Raw genomic sequence first — 17,058 nt, 5'->3', positions numbered from 1 at the left:
GGCGTATGTGAAGAGGATATGATGGCCCGCAGACTTCGTGCCGACATGATCGCGGAAACCCGCGCCAGCCTGATCGCCGCTGGGCGCGAGGCGTTCGGCACGATCGGCTATGCGGCAGCCTCGATGGATGAGCTGACGGCGGCAGCCGGGCTGACACGCGGCGCGCTCTATCACCATTTCGGCGACAAGAAGGGCCTGTTCGCCGCCGTGCTCGACCAGATCGATGCGGAGATGACGGTCAGGCTGCGCGCGGTCTCGGCCAAGGCCGAGGATCGCTGGACCGGCTTCCGCGACGAATGCGCCGCCTATCTCGCCATGGCTCTGGAGCCGGAAATCCAGCGTATCACGTTGCGCGACGGGCCGGCCGTGCTCGGCGACCCCTGGAGCTGGCCGATCCAGAACGACTGCATCCGGATGATGACCCGGGGTCTGGACGAGCTCGTCACCGAGGGCGTGCTGGCGCCGCTCGATCCCGAGGCCGTGGCGCGCCTGATCTTCGGCGCGACCCAGCATGCGGCGCAGTGGATCGCGCATGCGCCGGAGCCGGAGGCAGCCCTGAAAAGCGCGACCGACGCCTTCGACGCGATGCTCGACGGCCTTCTGAGCAAGCCGACATGAAAAAGGGCGCCCGAGGCGCCCTTTTTCTGCATCTCGCCTGAGAAGCGATCGCTTGCGCCTCAACGCGGCGCGAGCACCATCACCATCTGGCGGCCTTCGAGCTGCCAGTCGCTCTCGACCTTGGCAACCTCGGCGGTATCGACCTTGACGCGCTCGAGCACCTTCACGCCGAGATCCTGATGCGCCATCTCGCGGCCGCGGAAGCGCAGGGTGACCTTCACCTTGTCACCTTCCTCGAAGAAGCCGTGCATGGCCTTCATCTTGACGTCGTAGTCATGCGTGTCGATGCCGGGACGCAGCTTGATTTCCTTGATCTCGATGGTGCGCTGCTTCTTGCGCGCCTCCGAGGCCTTCTTCTGCTCGAGAAAGCGGAAGCGACCGTAATCGAGGATCTTGCAGACCGGCGGAACGGAGTTCGGGGCGATCTCGACAAGGTCGAGACCGGCATCCTCGGCGAGCTTCAGCGCATCGAAGAACGAGACCACGCCACGGTTGGCGCCGGTATCGTCGATGAGCTGAACATCACGCACTCCGCGAATGTCGCGGTTCGAGCGGGGACCTTCCTTGGTCGGGGTCGGGGCAGCGCGGTACGGACGACGAATGGGGTATTCTCCTGTATCTGGCGCGCTTCGCGCCGTTGTTGCAGACACATTGCACAATGATGCGCGTTGTCAATGCATGACACCGCGATGGCGGGCATTCCCGCCGGCTTAGCCTCCGAGCAGCGCGCAATAGACGTCGAGCGTCTCGGAGACCATCGCCTCCAGCGAGAAATGCCGCTCGACATGCACCCGCGCGCGTCGCGCCAGCGCATCCCTGGCGGATGGCCGGAGCGCCAGCGCCTCGTTCAGGCCGGCCGCGAGAGCCGGAGCATCACCCGGAGGCACGCGCCAGCCGGTTCGTTCGCCAGGCTGAGCCTGCGGCGGTGCCAGAACCGTCTCGGGCACGGCGCCGAGATCCGAGACCACGACGGGTGTGCCCATCGCCTGCGCTTCGACCGCAACGCGACCGAAGGCTTCGGGGTCCGTCGAGGGCACCGCGACGACCGCCGCCGAGAGCATCGCCGCTGGCATGTCGCTGCAGTGGCCGACACGCTTCACACGGCCCTCGAGGCCGGCCTTGGCGATCAGCGCATCGAGTTCCTTGACGTAGCCGTCCCTCCCCTGCGCATCGCCGGCAAGGATGAAGGCCGTATCGGTGTCCCCGCCGTCGCGCATGATGCGTGCGGCCTCGATCAGGACGCGCTGGCCCTTCCAGTTGGTGAGGCGACCGGGCAGCAGCACGATGCGCTGATGCGGTTCGACGCCCCAGGCGTTGCGCAGCGCCTGCACCCGTTCCGCCCCGACCGCAGCCGGCGCGAAGGCGGAGAAATTGGTACCGCGATTGACGACCCTGACGCGGTCGCCGGCCACCGGATGCTTCGCCATGATCAGGCCGGCCGTATAGACGGAGTTGGCGATGACCACGTCGCCGCGCGCCATCACCGAATTATAGAGCGTCTTCACCGTCGAGCGGCTGTTGTAGGAGCCGTGATAGGTGGTGACGAAGGGCAGCTTCAATAGCCTCGCCGCACCCAACGCGACCCAGGCCGGGGCGCGGGAGCGGGCATGGATCAGCTCCACCCCTTCCTGCTTGCAGAGCAGTGCGAGCTTGCGGATGTTGAGGAGCATCGCGACCGGGTTCTTCGAGGCCGCCGGGAACGGCAGCCAGACCCCGCCCTTGGCCTGCAATTCCGCGACGAGGCGCCCGCCTTCGGTCGCGACCAGCGCACGCGCGCCGGCATCGGTCAGTCCCTTGGCGATATCGACGGCGGTGCGCTCGGCCCCGCCGGCTTCCAGCTCGGGAATGATCTGCAGGATCGTCCGCCCCGCCAGCGGATGCGTTTCGGTCGAAGGCAGTGAAAGGTGGGCACCCGGCTTGAAGGACATTCGCTCTCGGTCTGGACTTTCGTAAACGAGGGCGAATATGCCCCTATCGATTGCTAGCCGCAGCCTTTAATCGCCGCGGCCGGATGATTCGTCACAGGAGATTTGCCTTGGAGCGCCAGCCGCCGCAATGGCTCGAGGTCGGAGACGGCCCCACAAAGCGCCGCCTCGCCTATCTCCTGCAGGAGGGAACCGGCGCCCCGATCGTCTGGCTCGGCGGCTTCCGCTCCGACATGCGTGCGACCAAGGCCGAGGCTCTGGCGGAGTGGGCCCGCACCAACGGCCGGGCCTGCCTGCGCTTCGACTATGGCGGCCACGGCGAGAGCGATGGCGATTTCGGCAGCTTCACCCTGTCGGACTGGCTCGACGACGCGATCGCTGCGATCGAAAGCCAGTGTCGTCAGCGCCCGATCCTGGTGGGCTCGTCGATGGGCGGCTGGATCGCGCTGCTCGCGGCACGCCGCCTGTTCGGCACACCCATGCAGCCTTCCGGGCTCGTCCTGATCGCGCCTGCGGTGGATTTCTCCGAGGATCTGATGTGGGCGCAGATGCCCGATTCCATCCGCCGGACGATCCTCGACGAGGGCGTCTGGCTGCGGCCTTCGGAATACTCGCCCGATCCGACGCCGATCACCCGCGCCCTGATCGAGGACGGGCGCCGGCACCTGATGTTCGGCGGCGAGATCAAGGCCGGCTGCCCCGTGCATATCCTGCAGGGCATGCGCGACCCCGACGTGCCCTGGCGCCAGGCGCTGAAGCTGGTCGAGCATCTCAGCGGCGACCCGATCGTGCTGACGCTGATCAAGGATGGCGATCACCGCCTGTCCACGCCGGACGATATCGTGAGATTGCAGTCGGCGGTCGCCGGGATGGCGACCGCGCCCTGAAGATCGGAATGACCGGCGTCAGTGGACGCTGACCATCCTCAGATCATGCTCCCAGGCATTGGCCGTGGCGGCCTCGCGCGAATCCGTGACGAGGATCGGCGCACCGTCGGCCGAGAGCAGGGTGAAGAGCTGCAAGCCGGACTCGATCTTGGGAGCCTGCGGGAAGATCCGCATCAGCTCGTCCGAGCTCATCGACTTGATATAGGCGACCTCGCCAGCACCGAGCGCGGCGAATTCCGCGGGGGTCAGCGGGTTGGTCTGGATAAGATTGCTGTCCTGTTTCATCGCGCCCTCCTTCAGAGCAGTGCGAATGCGGTTCTGATACTGCGCCTTCAATTATGAACAGATGCGAAAACCGCTGACGCATCCTTCAAAAGCTGGACGGGTCTCCGTCCTCTACTCCCGGCTCATGATATCGATACGCCGGATGAGCCGTTCCGGTTCCGGCCTGACGAGATCAATCGCCAGCAGGCCATTCGACAGATCGGCGCCGAGAACCTGCATGCCATCGGCCAGCAGGAAGCTGCGCTGGAACTGACGGGCGGCGATGCCGCGGTGCAGAAACTGGCGATTCTTGTCGTCGCCCTGGCGGCCACGGATCGTGAGCTGGTTCTCCTCCAGCGTGATCTCGAGCTGCTCCCGGGCGAAGCCCGCGACGGCCAGCGTGATGCGCAGGCGATCGGGCTCGTCCTCCGTCCGGGTCAGCCGCTCGATATTGTAGGGCGGGTAACCCTCGCTCGCGCCCTTGGCGACGCGATCGAGCGCACGCTCGATATCGTCGAAGCCGAGCAGGAACGGGTGAGACAGGCTAGGCGTACGCGTCATCGCTCCAGGCCCTCGAAAGGCGCCTCACAGACATCGGGACCCGCCGCCGGCAGCACCCCGCAGGCGAAAGGCGAACCCTTCCGCTTGAACAAGATATGGCGAAGAGCAGAGGCCGCTTCAAGAGGAGCGGCTGGTAGCCGGCAACCCGTCAGGCGAGGCGGAATTCCGACGATGTCCGGAAGGAGAATGGTACAGCCACCCCGGCTTGAACGGGGGACCTCTAGATCCACAATCTAGCGCTCTAACCAACTGAGCTATGGCTGCCCGTACCGAGGGCTTCGCGACCGGCCGCCGCGGCGGGGTCGTCAGCGGCGCGGACCCTAGTGCCGAGTCTCGGCTTTTGCAACCGCGTAATTCAACTCCCGCTCCGGAAATTCGGCGCAGCGATGGCGCGCGCCGAATCCGGCCGCTGGATCAATCCTTGCGCAGGGCCGCGTTGGCGGTCCGGGCGAGCTCCTTCAGGTGCTCGGCATAGGATTCGTAGCTGCGGCGCACCGCCTTGGCCTGCAATGCGATCGCCTCCGAGGCGCTGTTGCTGCGCGCCAGCGTCTGCGCGTCGCCCAGCGTCGCCTCCAGCTCGGCGCAGGCATGGTCGAGCATGCGAGCCTGCAGGGCTCCGAAGGCGCGTGCCATGGTCAAGGCCTGGCTCATCGCGGTCGCTGTAACGACGGCAGCCGCTTCGGGCGGGCGCGGCAAGGGCAGCGAATCGAGCGAAGCGGGCTGCGGCGGCGCCTTGGCAGCCGGCGCGGGAGCGGGCTCCGCCGGCTTTGCGACCGGGGCGGCCGGCGCAGCCGCGACAGGCGCCGGCTTGGCGACGATGGGCTTGGCGGATGCCGTCTCAGCGACTGCTGGCTTGACGAGCGCCGGCTTCACTTCGGCAGCTACAGCCTTGGACACCGCTGCGGCAGGCTTGATGGCCTTCGCGGCAACCTTCGGCCCCGCGACCTTCGCGACAGGCTTCTCGACGCGAATCTTGACCGGCGCCGCTTTCTTCAGGGCACTCGCGACGGCGGGCTTGGCCAGAGGAGCCGGCTTGGCCACGGGAGCAGGCTTGGCCGCTGCGACCGGCGACGGCGCGGGAGCGGTGACCTTGACGGGCTCGGGCTTGGCCGGAGCAGCGGTGACGGCAGGTTGCGCGGGAGTGGCAACCTTCGGCCTCTCGGCCTGCGCGGCAGCGGGCGGCGTCGCGGCGGGTGCAGGCGTCAGCGCCTTCACCGGGGACAGGCTGACCGGAACCTTGGACTTGGTCCGGGTCGGAGCAGGCTTGACCATGGCGGCTCTCCTTCAGCGGCAAACGGCGAAGGCCGGACCCACACGGTCCGGCCGGAAAAGCGGTATCGGCGCCATCAGGCGCCGAATCAGCAGGCCTCAGCGGCCCTTGGTCGCCTTGCTGACGGTCTCGGCGGCCTTGGTCGCGGCATCCTGCGCGGCGGTGCCGAGATCCTTGATCTGGCTCTGGAAGGCGGCGACCTGCGACTTCAGGAAGTCCGACTGGTGCTGCATCACCTCGGTCAGGTCATTCGACTTCACCAGCTTCTGGGCGAAATCGAACGCGGCCGCGACGTTGCTCTCGGCATAGGCGATGGCCTTGCGGGTCGCATCCTGGGTGTTGGCGCGGGCGCTTTCGGCGGTCCCATGAGCATTGTCCACAGCCTTGTTGGCCGCGCCCATGAAGCCGTCGAACGCCTTGCGGGCCTGTTCGACGCTGCGCTCGGCGAACTCGCGCATTTCTGTGGGCACTTCATAAGGCAGCTTGCCGTTCATCGAATCCTCCTGTCGGGTAGTGATCCATCCCTAGATCATTGTGCACTGCAATATCATTGTTGCGCTGCAATGACAACAGCGTGACAATTGGCGACGGCCGCCATGTTAACGCTGTTTCCATGAGAAGCGGGAGAGCGATCTTCGGTTCCATGGATTTGCCGCCGTTTGGGGTCTATTAAGGCTTTGTTAGGCATAACGGGCGCGGATCGAACGAGCAGGCAGGCATGAGCGAGGCCGGAGAGGACTGGGCGAGGTGGAGCATGGCAGCGGCTGAAGACGCAGCCCTTGCAGCCTTTGCTGCCGGCGGCGCCCTGCTTTTGTGGGACCCGGCTGCCGAGAAGCCGCATTTCGCCAACGCTGCGGCACAAGCGCTGCTCGGCGGGCAGACGAGCCTGCCGGCACCGACCCGGCAGCGCCTGAACCTGCTGGCCGGCGGCATGGCCTCCGCCAACGGCATCCGGCTGGAGCGCCTGCGCCTGACCGCAAGCTTCGCCGCAGTTCCCGTCACCTGCGGCAGCAAGCTGGTTTCGCTACCCGACGGGCGCTCCGTTCTGGCCATCGCCGTGCAAGCCTCCGAGCTGCGCCGACTCGGCGTCGCCGTTCCGCAGGCCGCCCCCGCCGAAGCTGCGCCGGTCGCCGCCCCCGCCCCGGCTGCACCTCAGGGCGAGGCCCCTGCGCCCGCCAGGCCGGCCATGGTCCGCTTCCTCTGGCAGAGTGATCGCGACGGCAGGCTGACCAAGCTCTCCGACAATATCGCCACCCTGACCGGGCAGGCGGCTGCGGCCAGGCTGATCGGCCAGCGCTGGCATGACCTGCTCGGCTCCGTCTTCGCCGACAGCGATGGCGGCCTGATCGAACGTTTCGCCAATCCCGCGACCTGGAGCGGCCACGGCCTGCTGTGGCGCACCGATTCGCCTGGCGAGGCCGCGCCGGTCGAGCTCTCGGGCGTGCCGGTGCTCGATGCCGGGCGCCAGCTCGCGGGCTTCCGCGGCTTCGGCATCGCCCGGCTCAACGAGCGCTGCCCGTTCCCGATCCCCGAGGCGAATACCGCGGCAGCGGACGCGCAGGTCGAGGTGGAACAGGATGGCGCGACCGCCGAAGCCATTCAGGACGACGATGCGCAACCTGCGGCCGACCTTGCCGCAATGGAGGATGCTCCAGCCGCATTGCCTGTCACCGACGACTTGATCGCGGCCACTTCGGCCGGCGAGGAAGTCCCGGCGGTCAGCATGTCCGAGGCGGACGATCTTTCGAATCTGCCAGAGGACGACCGCGAGGAGGAGGCAGACGAAGCCGCCGCCTCGATCGATTTGGACCAGCCGCAGGACGATACTGCGGCAGAGCCTGCTTCCGAAGCGCCCGCTGCACCAGAGCCCGAGCGTCTGCCCGGCAAGATCGTGCCGCTGCGCAACGGGCATCTGACCGCGATCAGACCGGTGCTCGAACCGTCGAAGGCGCATCTGAGCTCGGCCGAGCGCAACGCCTTCCGCGAGATCGCCAAGGCACTGGGCGCGCGACTGGCCGGCGATGACGAGCCGAGCACGCCGCGCCTGCCCCCGGTCGCGCCATTGCAGGTCAAGGACAAGGAAGAGACCCCGGCGGCGAAACCGGCCGCGGAGGCCGAAGCGGCTTCCGCCCCGGCGCGCCACCGCAATTCCCACGCCGACGTGCTCGACCGGCTGCCGATCGCCGTTCTCGTCAATCGCGGCGACGAGGCGCTCTATGCCAACCGCACGCTGCTCGAGCTGCTGGATTATGCCGATCTCGCCGACCTGAAGGCCGGCGGCAAGGTCAGCCGCCTGATCAAGGAAGCCGCCCGCGCCGATGGCGGCACGATGACGCTGCTCGACCGGCTCGGCCATCTCGTCAGCGTCGACGCCGTGCTGTCGAGCGTGAGCTGGCAGGACGAGCCGGCGACGCTGATGGCCTTCCGCCATCCCAACGGCGATGGCAGCGACGTGCCGATCCTGACGCCGGAAGAGGCTGAAGAAGCCGAGCTTGCGGCCGAATTCGCTGCGGAGGAATCCGAATCCGCGGCGCGGGTCGACGCGCTCCGGCTCGATGCCGATGCGCGCGATGCCCGCATCGGCGAGCTCACCGCCATGCTCGACACCGCGACCGACGGCGTCGTCACCGTCGACGATCGCGGCCGCATCCTGTCGCTGAACAAGGCTGCCGAGGCGCTGTTCGGTTACGACCAGCGCGAGGTCACCGGCGAATTGTTCACCCTGCTCTTCGCCAGCGAGAGCCATGCTCCCGCCCTCGACTATCTCGAAGGGCTCAAGGGCGGCGGCGTCGCGTCCGTCTTGAATGACGGGCGCGAGGTGCAGGGCCGCGTGCGCCAGGGCGGGAAGATCCCGCTGTTCATGACGATGGGCCAGATCGCCCATGGCAATGAGCCGCGCTTCTGCGCCGTGCTGCGCGACATCACCGCCTGGAAGAAGACCGAGGGCGAGCTGGTCGATGCCCGCAAGGCGGCGGAGATGGCGAGCGCGCAGAAATCCGACGTGCTGGCCAAGATCAGCCACGAGATCCGCACGCCGCTCAATGCCATCATCGGCTTCGCCGAGGTGATGGCCGAAGAGCGCTTCGGGCCGATCGCCAACGAGCGCTACAAGGAATATCTGCGCGACATCCACCAGTCAGGCGGCTACGTCATCAGCCTGGTCAACGACCTGCTCGACCTCGCCAAGATCGAAGCCGGCAAGCTCGATCTCGACTTCGTCAGCGTCAACCTGAACGAGATCGCGCTGTCGACGGTGTCGCTGCTTCAGCCGGAGGCGCAACGCGGCCGCGTCGTGCTGCGCTCGGGGCTATCGCCGAAGCTGCCGCCGGTCGTCGCCGACGAGCGCTCGATCCGGCAGATCGCGATCAACCTGCTCTCGAACGCGGTGAAGTTCACCGATGCCGGCGGGCAGGTCATCATCTCAACCGCGCTCGGCGACCAGGGCGAGGCGATCCTGCGAGTGCGCGATACCGGCATCGGCATGGACGACGACGAACTCCGCCTCGCGCTCGAACCCTTCCGCCAGGTCCCGACGACGCGGCGTGCCGGCGGCACGGGCCTTGGCCTGCCGCTGACCAAGGCGCTGGTCGAAGCCAACCGAGCGGCGATGGCGATCACCAGCGTCAAGAAAGAGGGCACGCTGGTCGAGATCACCTTCCCGCCGCAGCGCGTGCTGGCGAGCTGATCGAACGGCGAGATAGACACTAAAAAAGCCCGGGACCGATGTCCCGGGCTTTTTCATTTGGTCAAAGCAGCGTCCCGGTCAGGATGAGCGCCGCCACGCCGAAATAGATTACCAGGCCGGTGACATCGACCAGCGTCGCGACGAAGGGCGCCGAAGCGCTGGCGGGATCGAAGCCGAGCCGCTTCAGCGCGAAAGGCAGCATCGAGCCGGCGAGCGAGCCGAAGGTAACGATGCCGACGAGCGCGCCACCGACCGTTGCGGCGATCAGCATCCAGTGCGGCCCGTAATCGTAGAAGCCGAGCCATTGCCACGCGACGATCCGGGCGACGCCGATCACGCCGAGGATGCTGCCGAGCGTGAGGCCGGTCGGCAATTCGCGCAGTGCGATCCGCCACCAGTCCTTCAGCGTGACCTCGCGCAGCGCCAGCGCCCGGATGATCAGCGAAGTCGCCTGCGAGCCGGAATTGCCGCCCGAGCTCATGATCAGCGGGATGAATAGCGTCAGCACGATCGCCTTCTCGAGCTCGCCCTCGAAGAACTGCATGACGGATGCGGTCAGCATCTCGCCGACCAACAGGATCGATAGCCAGCCGGCGCGCTTGCGGATCATCGCGACGAAGCCGATCTCGTTATAGGGCTGGTCCAGCGCCTCCATGCCGCCGAGCTTCTGCACGTCCTCGGTCGTCTCGGCGATCATTGCGTCGATGACGTCGTCGAAGGTGACGATGCCGATGAGCTGCTCCTCCGCGTCGACGACAGGCACCGACAGCAGGTCGTATTTGGTGATGAGGCGCGCCACCTCCTCGCGATCGATTTCCGGGGTCACACAGATCGGCTTGTGCGCCGGCACGACCGACTCGACCGGCGCCTCCGGATCGCCGCTGATCAGGCGCCTGAGCGAGACCGCGCGCACCAGCTTGCGCGTCACGGAATCGAGCACGTAGATCGCGTAGACCGTCTCGCGCGAGCGCTCGACGCGGCGGATATGGTCGAGCGTCTGCTGCACCGTCCAGTTCGAGGGTACGCTGACGAATTCGGTCGTCATGATCGAGCCGGCGCTGTGCTCGGGATAGGCCAGCAGCTTCTTGAGGTCGGAGCGGGTCTGGCGATCGAGACGCCCGCTGACGCGCGCCCGCGTCTCCTCGTCGAACTCCTGGAAGACGTCGGCCGCCCGGTCCGCCGACATGGCGGAGAGCAGCGCACCGGCGCGCTGGTCGGGCAGCAGCGCCACCGCCTCGGCGGCGGCGGTGAGCTCGGGCTGGTCGAGCACCTCGACGGCACGTTCGAACGGCAGTTCGGCCAGGACATGCGCGATGGTCGCGTCGTCCTGGTCGTTCAACGTCTCGACGATGTCGGCGACGTGTTCCTGCGCCAGCGTCTGGGCCAGCGTCACGGCAAGGAGGTCCGTCGTGGCGGCGGTATCGTTCATGGCTCTATTCCTTGCGATCGGGCCGTCGTGGCCGGATCGCAGGCGAGCCGGGGGACCCGGTCAGGCGCGCGAGGCGGCGGCGGACGGCTTCGACTGTCGGCTGGGACTGTCGCTTGGCATCGGGTCGGGGTTTCCTGTGAGCAGCCGGCCGCAGGGGCCGGAGGCACGAGGCCAATGCACCCGCAAAGCGCCCGCGTCAAACGGTTTTTACCTCGCTCGCGGGCCGATCATTGGCATTGGCCGATGCGGCCTGCCCGGCCTATTGTCACAGGTGACGAACCGGCGCTTTCAGTCGGCCTCGTCGTCGTCCGCCCTCTCTCGCTGGATTCCGCCGATGTCCCTGACCATCTATGGCTGTTACCGCTCGCGCGCGACGCGCGTCATCTGGCTCGCCAACGAGCTCGGCCTGCCCTTCAACCATGTGCCGGTGATCCAGGCCTATCGCCTGCCCGATCCGAAAGCGCCGGGCGTGCCGCTGCACACCCGCAGCGCCGATTTCCTGAAGATCAACCCGAACGGCCATATCCCGAGCATCGACGACAACGGCTTCAAGCTGCACGAATCGCTGGCGATCAACCTCTACCTCGCCCGCAAGCATGGCGGCCCGCTCGCTCCGAAGGACGCGCAGGAGGAAGGACTGGCCGTGATGTGGTCGCTTTGGGCCGCAACCGAATGCGAGAGCCATGCGCTCAACCTGCAGTTCCACCTCGCCGCCTATCCGCCAGAGAAGCGGAAGCCTGAGCTGGTCGAGGCCGCGCTCGCCGCCCTGCCCGGTCCCTTCGGCGTGCTCGACCAGACGCTGGCCGAGAATGGCGGTTACGTGATGGGCAACCGCTTCACCGTCGCCGACATCAACGTTGCGGAGGTGATCCGCTACGCCAAGCCGGCGACGCAGCTGTTCGACGCCCATCCGCGCGTGAAGGCCTGGCTCGATGCCTGCCAGGCGCGCCCGGCCTTCCAGGCGATGTGGCAGGCGCGCGACGCCGAAGCCGCCTGAGCGCGCAGAATCCGGGTGGCCGGGCCTTGCCCGGCCGCCTACTGACGCGGGATGACCCGGCCAGCGAGCAGAGCTTCCGCCATGACACCGCCGACCTCCGCTCCCGCGCTGCGCATGGGCCCGTTCGAATGGTTCCTGCTGATCGTCCTATCGATCCTGTGGGGCGGCTCGTTCTTCTTCAACAAGCTGACCGTTGCGGAATGGCCGCCCTTCGCCGTGGTGCAGGTGCGCGTCGGCCTCGCGGCACTGGCGCTGCTTCTGGTCGTGCGAATCGCAGGCCAGTCGATGGCGGTCGGGCGCGAACTCTGGCTCGCCTTCTTCGGGATGGGCATCCTCAACAACCTGATCCCGTTCAGCCTGTTCCTCTGGGGCCAGCAGCAGATCGCGAGTGGCCTGGCCTCGATCCTGAACGCGACCACGCCGATCTTCGCAGTGCTGGTGATGCATTGCTTCGGCAACGAGAAGGCGACAGGACTGAAGCTCGGCGGCGTGCTGGCCGGCCTCATCGGCGTCGCCATCCTGATGGGGCCTGATGCGCTCAGCGGCCTCGGCTCCAATCTGGCGGCGCAGCTCGCCTGCATCCTCGCCGCGGTCTCCTATGCCTTTTCCGGCCTGCTCGGCCGGCGTTTCAGGGGCGTGTCGCCGCTGGTCGCCGCCACGGGTCAGCTTTCGGCCTCGACATTGATGATGATCCCGATCGTCTTCGTCATGCATCCGCCCTGGACGCTGCCGATGCCGTCGCAGCAGGCGCTACTCGCCCTTGTCGGACTGGCGCTGATCTCGACGGCGCTCGCCTATCTCCTGTTCTTCCGGATCATGCGCACGGCCGGGCCGAGCAACGTCATGCTCGTCACCTTTCTGATCCCTGTCAGCGCCATCCTGCTCGGCTCCGGCCTCCTGGGAGAGGAATTGCTGCCGCGCCATTTCGCCGGCATGGCTGCGATCTTCGTCGGGCTCGCCCTGATCGATGGCCGCATCGCGCGCATCGCCCAGGCCAGACCCGCCCCAACCGCCTGATCCCGCATGCCTTTTCCGGGCCTCTCATCGGCCGAGCGCCCTGACGGCACTCAGCCGAAAGGCTTTGTTGTCAAAAGATTATGAATTTCTGTAGGATCGACACCTTGGTCGGAACCGCTATTGGCGACGGCCACCGATAGAGATATCGCGGCAAGCGATACACGGGACAGGGGACGGCTCATGGATGTGCGGCAGCTGCGATGTTTCATCGCGGTGGCGGAAGAGCTGCACTTCGGCCGGGCAGCCGAGCGGCTCGGCGTCGCGCCGCCCGCGCTGTCGCGGCAGATCAGCGCCCTCGAAGACGAACTCGGCGTCGCCCTGCTGACGCGTACGACCCGGCAGGTCGCGATGACCCGCGCCGGGCTGATCATGCTCGAGGAGGCCAAGGGCATCCTGGTCAAGATGGAGCATGCCTCGCGTGCCGTGCGCGAGGCCTCGCTCGCTTCGGGCAAGGTGCTGCGCGTCGGCGCGATCGACGCGGCCTCGTCGAGCTTCGTGCCGGAGGCGCTGATGGCCTTCCGCGCCCGCTTCCCCGGCATCGAGATCAAGTTCGTCGAGGCGATGACGGCCGCGCTCGTCCAGATGCTGGAGGCCGGCAAGCTCGACCTCGCGCTGACCCGCCCGCCACGCAAGCCGACCGATTGCGCCTTCGAGATCCTGCGGGTGGAGCGCCCGATCGTGGTGCTGAACGAGAACCATCCGCTTGCCGCGCGCGAGCACCTCACCATGCTCGATCTCGTCGGCGAGCCCTTCGTCGTGCCGTCCAAGCGCATCCGGCCTTACGCCTACGATCTGGTCATGGCCTATTTCGAGAGCGTCGGCGCGGTTCCCAACGTCACCATCGAGGCGACCGAGAAGCCGGCGATGATGTCGGCGGTCGCGGCCGGGCTCGGCATGGCGCTGGCTCCGGACTGGGTCTCGCGCCTGTCCTTCCCCGGCGTGACGATGCGGCGCCTGCGGGGCGCGATGCTCGATCCGCCGCCGCCGGGCGCGCTCGTCGGCGTCTCCTGGCGTCCGCAGCAGAAGCTGCCCTCCCGCGACGACTTCCTCGCGATCCTCAGGGAGAGCGTGACGCTGCTCGACGAACGCCACGTCCTGCCCTTCGTGGCACCGAAACCGCAGAAACGAACCGCCCGCACCGGGTCGCCAATCGGAGGAGCCTCATGAGTTTGAACCAGATAGAGCGGGCACAGGGTCTGCGCGTAAGATCGACGCAGGACATGTGGGCAGGGGTGTTCATGATCGTGTTCGCCTGCGTGGCCGTGTTCATGGCCTGGGATCTGCCCATGGGCAGCCTGCGGCAGATCGGGGCGGGCATGCTGCCGAAATCCATCGCCACGATCTGCGGCGCGTTGGGCGTGATTCTGGCGCTGAGCTCGCTGCGCTATCACGGCGAGGCCCTGACGCCCTGGTCGTGGCGCGCCGTCGTTCACGTCCTCGGCGGGACCGTCCTTTTCGCGCTGGCGATCCGCGGTTTCGATCTCGGGCCGATCCATGTGCCTTCGCTCGGCCTCGTCATCGCCGGGCCGCTGGTCGTGCTGTTCTCGGGCATGGCGGCGAGCGACCGCAGCCTGAAGGAGCTGGTGATCTTCGCGGCCGTGATGACGTTCGGCTGCGCGCTGCTGTTCAAATACGGGCTGGGACTGCCAATTCCCCTCGCCCCCTGGCTGCTTGGAATCTGACGCCATGGCTGAAATGATGTCTCATCTGGCGGTCGGTTTCGGCGTCGCCTTCACGTTCCAGAATATCCTGCTCTGCTTCACCGGCTGCCTCGTCGGGACGTTGATCGGGGTGCTACCCGGCGTCGGCCCGACCGCGACCATCGCCATGCTGCTGCCGATCACCTTCGGCCTCGACCCGACCGGCGCGCTGATCATGCTCGCGGGCATCTATTACGGCGCGCAATATGGCGGATCGACCACGGCGATCCTCGTGAACATTCCCGGCGAAGCGACCGCCGTGGTCACCACGCTCGACGGCCACCAGATGGCCAAGCAGGGCCGGGCCGGCATCGCGCTCGGCACGGCCGCCCTCGGCTCCTTCTTCGCCGGCACCGTCGCCACCATGGTCATTGCAGCGCTCGGCGCGCCGCTGACACGGCTGGCGCTGCTGTTCGGGCCTGCCGAATATTTCTCGCTGATGGTGATGGGCCTGTGCTTTGCCGTGGTTCTGGCACGCGGTTCGATCCTGAAGGCCTTCTGCATGATCGCGCTCGGCCTGCTCCTGTCGACGGTCGGCACCGACCTCGAGACCGGGCAGGAACGCCTGACCTTCGGCATCGCCTCGCTCTCGGACGGCATCGACGTCGCCGTGCTCGGCATGGGCGTCTTCGGTTTCGCGGAAGTGCTGCGCAACCTCGAAACCCCCGAAGCGCGCGACGTCGTCCGCGCCAAGATCGGCCGGCTGCTGCCGAACTGGAGCGACATCAAGCAATCGATCAACCCGGTGCTGCGTGGCACCGGCATCGGCGCCATCCTCGGCATCCTGCCGGGCAATGGCGCGGTGCTCGGCCCCTTTGCCAGCTACACGGTCGAAAAGAAGATCGCCGACGACCCGTCCCGCTTCGGCAAGGGCGCGATCGAGGGCGTGGCGGGGCCGGAATCGGCCAACAACGCCGGCGCGCAGACCGCCTTCATCCCGTTGCTCACGCTCGGCATCCCGCCGAATGCGGTGATGGCGCTGATGGTCGGCGCGATGACGATTCACGGCATCATTCCCGGCCCGCAGGTCATGACCAAGAACCCGGAGTTGTTCTGGGGCATGATCGCCTCGATGTGGATCGGCAACCTGATGCTGCTCGTCATCAACCTGCCGCTGGTCGGCCTCTGGGTGAAGCTGCTGCAGGTGCCCTATCGGCTGATGTTCCCGGCGATCCTGATCTTCTGCTGCATCGGCATCTACTCGGTGAACAACCAGCCGGCCGACGTCGCCTTCACGGCGTTGTTCGGTCTGTTCGGCTACGCGCTGATCAAGCTCGGCTTCGAGCCGGCACCGATGCTGCTCGGCTTCGTGCTGGGCAAGCTGATGGAGGAGAAGCTCCGGCAGGCGCTGATCATCTCGCGCGGCTCGTTCTACACCTTCATCGACTATCAGAACCGGCCGATCTCGCTGGGGCTGCTCATCGTCGCCGCGATCGTGCTCGCCATCGCGCTCCTGCCCGCGATCTCGAAGAAGCGCGACGAGGTCTTCACCGAATGACGGGGTTGCCGCCCCGGCGGCCCGCCTCCAGTTTCATTTCACGCAATCTCCAGGGAGGAATACGCATGAAGAAGCTCGCTCTCGGCCTTGCCGCCGCCGCCACGCTGGCTTTCGCCGGTACCGCGCAGGCGCAGGGCTACCCGACGAAGCCGATCACCATGATCGTGCCCTTCGCGGCCGGCGGCCCGACCGACATCATCGCCCGCGTCGTCGCCGACCACATGTCGAAGACGCTCGGCCAGCAGATCGTGATCGAGAACGTCGCCGGCGCCGGCGGCACGACCGGCATCACCCGCGCCGTCACCGCTGCACCGGACGGCTACACCATCGCGATGGGGCATCTGGGCACCTTCTCGGCGGCCCCCGCCACCTATCCCGGCCTGAAATACGACCCGATCAACGGCATGCAGACGATCGGGCTCGCCGGCGGCACGCCGATCCTGATCGTCGCGCGCAAGAATCTCGAAGCGCCCGACCTCAAGGCCTTCGTCGCCGCCGTCAAGGCCAACCCGGACAAGTTCAACGAAGCCCATGCCGGCCTCGGCTCGGTCTCCTGGACGACCTGCACCCTGCTCAAGGGCATTCTCGGCACGCCGAAGATCAACGCCGTCGCCTATCGCGGCACCGGCCCGGCGCTGAACGACCTCGTCTCCGGCCAGATCGACTTCATGTGCGACCAGATCGTCTCGGTCTCCGAGCAGGTCAAGGCCGGCACCATCAAGGCCTATGCCATCGCCTCGGCCCAGCGCTCGCCGGCGCTGCCCGACGTGCCCACCACCAAGGAAGCCGGCCTGCCCGACTACCAGATCGAGGCCTGGAACGGCATCGCCGGCCCGAAGGGCATGCCGAAGGAGGCCGTGGACAAGCTGGTCGATGCGCTCGACAAGGCCCTCAACGACGAAGGCACCAAGAAGCGCCTGCTCGACCTCGGCGCCGTGCTGCCGACCGCCGAGGAGCGGACGCCGGCCGGTTTCGCTGCCCTGATCAAACGCGACGCCGACAAGCTGACGCCTGCGCTCTCGGCCGCGTCGAAGCAGTAAACCGACGCGAGACGCCAATGATCATGCGGCGGGCCTTCGGGCCCGCCGTTTGCGTTTCAGGCCCGGCAGCGTCCCTCAGGCGCCGGAGCACGCCTTTGTCATGACCAGGCAAGCCTCTGTTCCTGAAACTCTTTCTGCTTCCGGTTTCCGAACGTTAACATCTCGTG

At 67.1% G+C, this 17,058-nt stretch carries 16 protein-coding genes and 1 tRNA gene; 9 read left to right on the top strand and 8 right to left on the bottom strand.

What is annotated here, in order from left to right; all coding sequences use genetic code 11:
- The first annotated feature begins 21 nt into the window (after positions 1–21).
- Positions 22–618, top strand: coding sequence for a TetR/AcrR family transcriptional regulator (locus FHT98_RS19300; RefSeq protein ID WP_185745219.1), 597 nt, complete (start codon positions 22–24; stop codon positions 616–618).
- 59 nt (positions 619–677) lie between these two features.
- Here the strand turns inward: FHT98_RS19300 and infC are convergent, their stop codons facing one another.
- Entirely contained in the window at positions 678–1,220 is a 543-nt protein-coding gene (infC, locus tag FHT98_RS19295; protein WP_061965586.1) for a translation initiation factor IF-3, read from the bottom strand.
- Between the two features lie 108 nt (positions 1,221–1,328).
- Positions 1,329–2,546 (bottom strand): glycosyltransferase family 4 protein, encoded by a 1,218-nt coding sequence (locus FHT98_RS19290; RefSeq protein WP_061964773.1) that lies wholly within the window; start codon positions 2,544–2,546, stop codon positions 1,329–1,331.
- 107 nt (positions 2,547–2,653) lie between these two features.
- Between FHT98_RS19290 and FHT98_RS19285 the strand changes: the two genes are divergently transcribed.
- Positions 2,654–3,430 (top strand): alpha/beta hydrolase, encoded by a 777-nt coding sequence (locus FHT98_RS19285; RefSeq protein WP_248309259.1) that lies wholly within the window; start codon positions 2,654–2,656, stop codon positions 3,428–3,430.
- Between the two features lie 18 nt (positions 3,431–3,448).
- Here FHT98_RS19285 and FHT98_RS19280 read toward each other — a convergent pair whose 3' ends face one another.
- The 5 genes from FHT98_RS19280 to FHT98_RS19260 form a co-directional block, all read right to left on the bottom strand.
- The gene (locus tag FHT98_RS19280; RefSeq protein WP_061965588.1) at positions 3,449–3,715 is read right to left on the bottom strand and encodes a BQ00720 family protein; all 267 of its coding nucleotides are present in this window, start codon (positions 3,713–3,715) and stop codon (positions 3,449–3,451) included.
- Between the two features lie 111 nt (positions 3,716–3,826).
- Positions 3,827–4,255 carry an Hsp20 family protein gene (locus FHT98_RS19275; protein WP_061964777.1) on the bottom strand — a complete coding sequence of 143 codons (429 nt, stop codon included), beginning with the start codon at positions 4,253–4,255 and terminating at the stop codon, positions 3,827–3,829.
- 187 nt (positions 4,256–4,442) lie between these two features.
- Positions 4,443–4,519: transfer RNA gene (locus FHT98_RS19270), tRNA-His, on the bottom strand.
- A gap of 150 nt (positions 4,520–4,669) precedes the next feature.
- Complete coding sequence (locus FHT98_RS19265) at positions 4,670–5,527, bottom strand: phasin family protein (protein ID WP_142114959.1); 858 nt, start codon at positions 5,525–5,527, stop codon at positions 4,670–4,672.
- A 96-nt stretch (positions 5,528–5,623) separates the two neighbouring features.
- Positions 5,624–6,019, bottom strand: a complete 396-nt coding sequence (locus FHT98_RS19260; protein ID WP_113587501.1) for a phasin — start codon at positions 6,017–6,019, stop codon at positions 5,624–5,626.
- Positions 6,020–6,243: 224 nt separating this feature from the next.
- Between FHT98_RS19260 and FHT98_RS19255 the strand changes: the two genes are divergently transcribed.
- Positions 6,244–9,210 (top strand): sensor histidine kinase, encoded by a 2,967-nt coding sequence (locus FHT98_RS19255; protein ID WP_142114958.1) that lies wholly within the window; start codon positions 6,244–6,246, stop codon positions 9,208–9,210.
- A 61-nt stretch (positions 9,211–9,271) separates the two neighbouring features.
- Here the strand turns inward: FHT98_RS19255 and mgtE are convergent, their stop codons facing one another.
- Positions 9,272–10,639, bottom strand: a complete 1,368-nt coding sequence (gene mgtE, locus FHT98_RS19250; protein ID WP_061964785.1) for a magnesium transporter — start codon at positions 10,637–10,639, stop codon at positions 9,272–9,274.
- A gap of 334 nt (positions 10,640–10,973) precedes the next feature.
- On the opposite strand from mgtE, the gene FHT98_RS19245 reads away from it, so the two are divergent.
- From FHT98_RS19245 to FHT98_RS19220, 6 genes are all read left to right on the top strand, one after another.
- Positions 10,974–11,636, top strand: coding sequence for a glutathione S-transferase family protein (locus FHT98_RS19245; RefSeq protein WP_142114957.1), 663 nt, complete (start codon positions 10,974–10,976; stop codon positions 11,634–11,636).
- An 81-nt stretch (positions 11,637–11,717) separates the two neighbouring features.
- Positions 11,718–12,653: a DMT family transporter gene (locus tag FHT98_RS19240; RefSeq protein WP_244492698.1), complete on the top strand. Its 936-nt coding sequence runs from the start codon at positions 11,718–11,720 to the stop codon at positions 12,651–12,653.
- A gap of 180 nt (positions 12,654–12,833) precedes the next feature.
- Positions 12,834–13,820, top strand: a complete 987-nt coding sequence (locus FHT98_RS19235; protein WP_091855864.1) for a LysR family transcriptional regulator — start codon at positions 12,834–12,836, stop codon at positions 13,818–13,820.
- Positions 13,817–14,335: a tripartite tricarboxylate transporter TctB family protein gene (locus FHT98_RS19230; protein WP_091855865.1), complete on the top strand. Its 519-nt coding sequence runs from the start codon at positions 13,817–13,819 to the stop codon at positions 14,333–14,335. Before FHT98_RS19235 ends, FHT98_RS19230 begins: the two co-directional genes overlap by 4 nt.
- 4 nt (positions 14,336–14,339) lie before the next feature.
- Positions 14,340–15,851, top strand: a complete 1,512-nt coding sequence (locus FHT98_RS19225; RefSeq protein ID WP_061964793.1) for a tripartite tricarboxylate transporter permease — start codon at positions 14,340–14,342, stop codon at positions 15,849–15,851.
- A 65-nt stretch (positions 15,852–15,916) separates the two neighbouring features.
- The gene (locus FHT98_RS19220; RefSeq protein WP_061964795.1) at positions 15,917–16,891 is read left to right on the top strand and encodes a tripartite tricarboxylate transporter substrate-binding protein; all 975 of its coding nucleotides are present in this window, start codon (positions 15,917–15,919) and stop codon (positions 16,889–16,891) included.
- Positions 16,892–17,058: the final 167 nt, after the last annotated feature.

The sequence above is a fragment of the Allobosea sp. AK1 genome (assembly GCF_006714945.1).
GTDB lineage: Bacteria > Pseudomonadota > Alphaproteobacteria > Rhizobiales > Beijerinckiaceae > Allobosea > Allobosea robiniae.
Note: the sequence above shows the minus strand (reverse complement) of the source record. Positions and strands in the feature narration are given on the sequence as shown.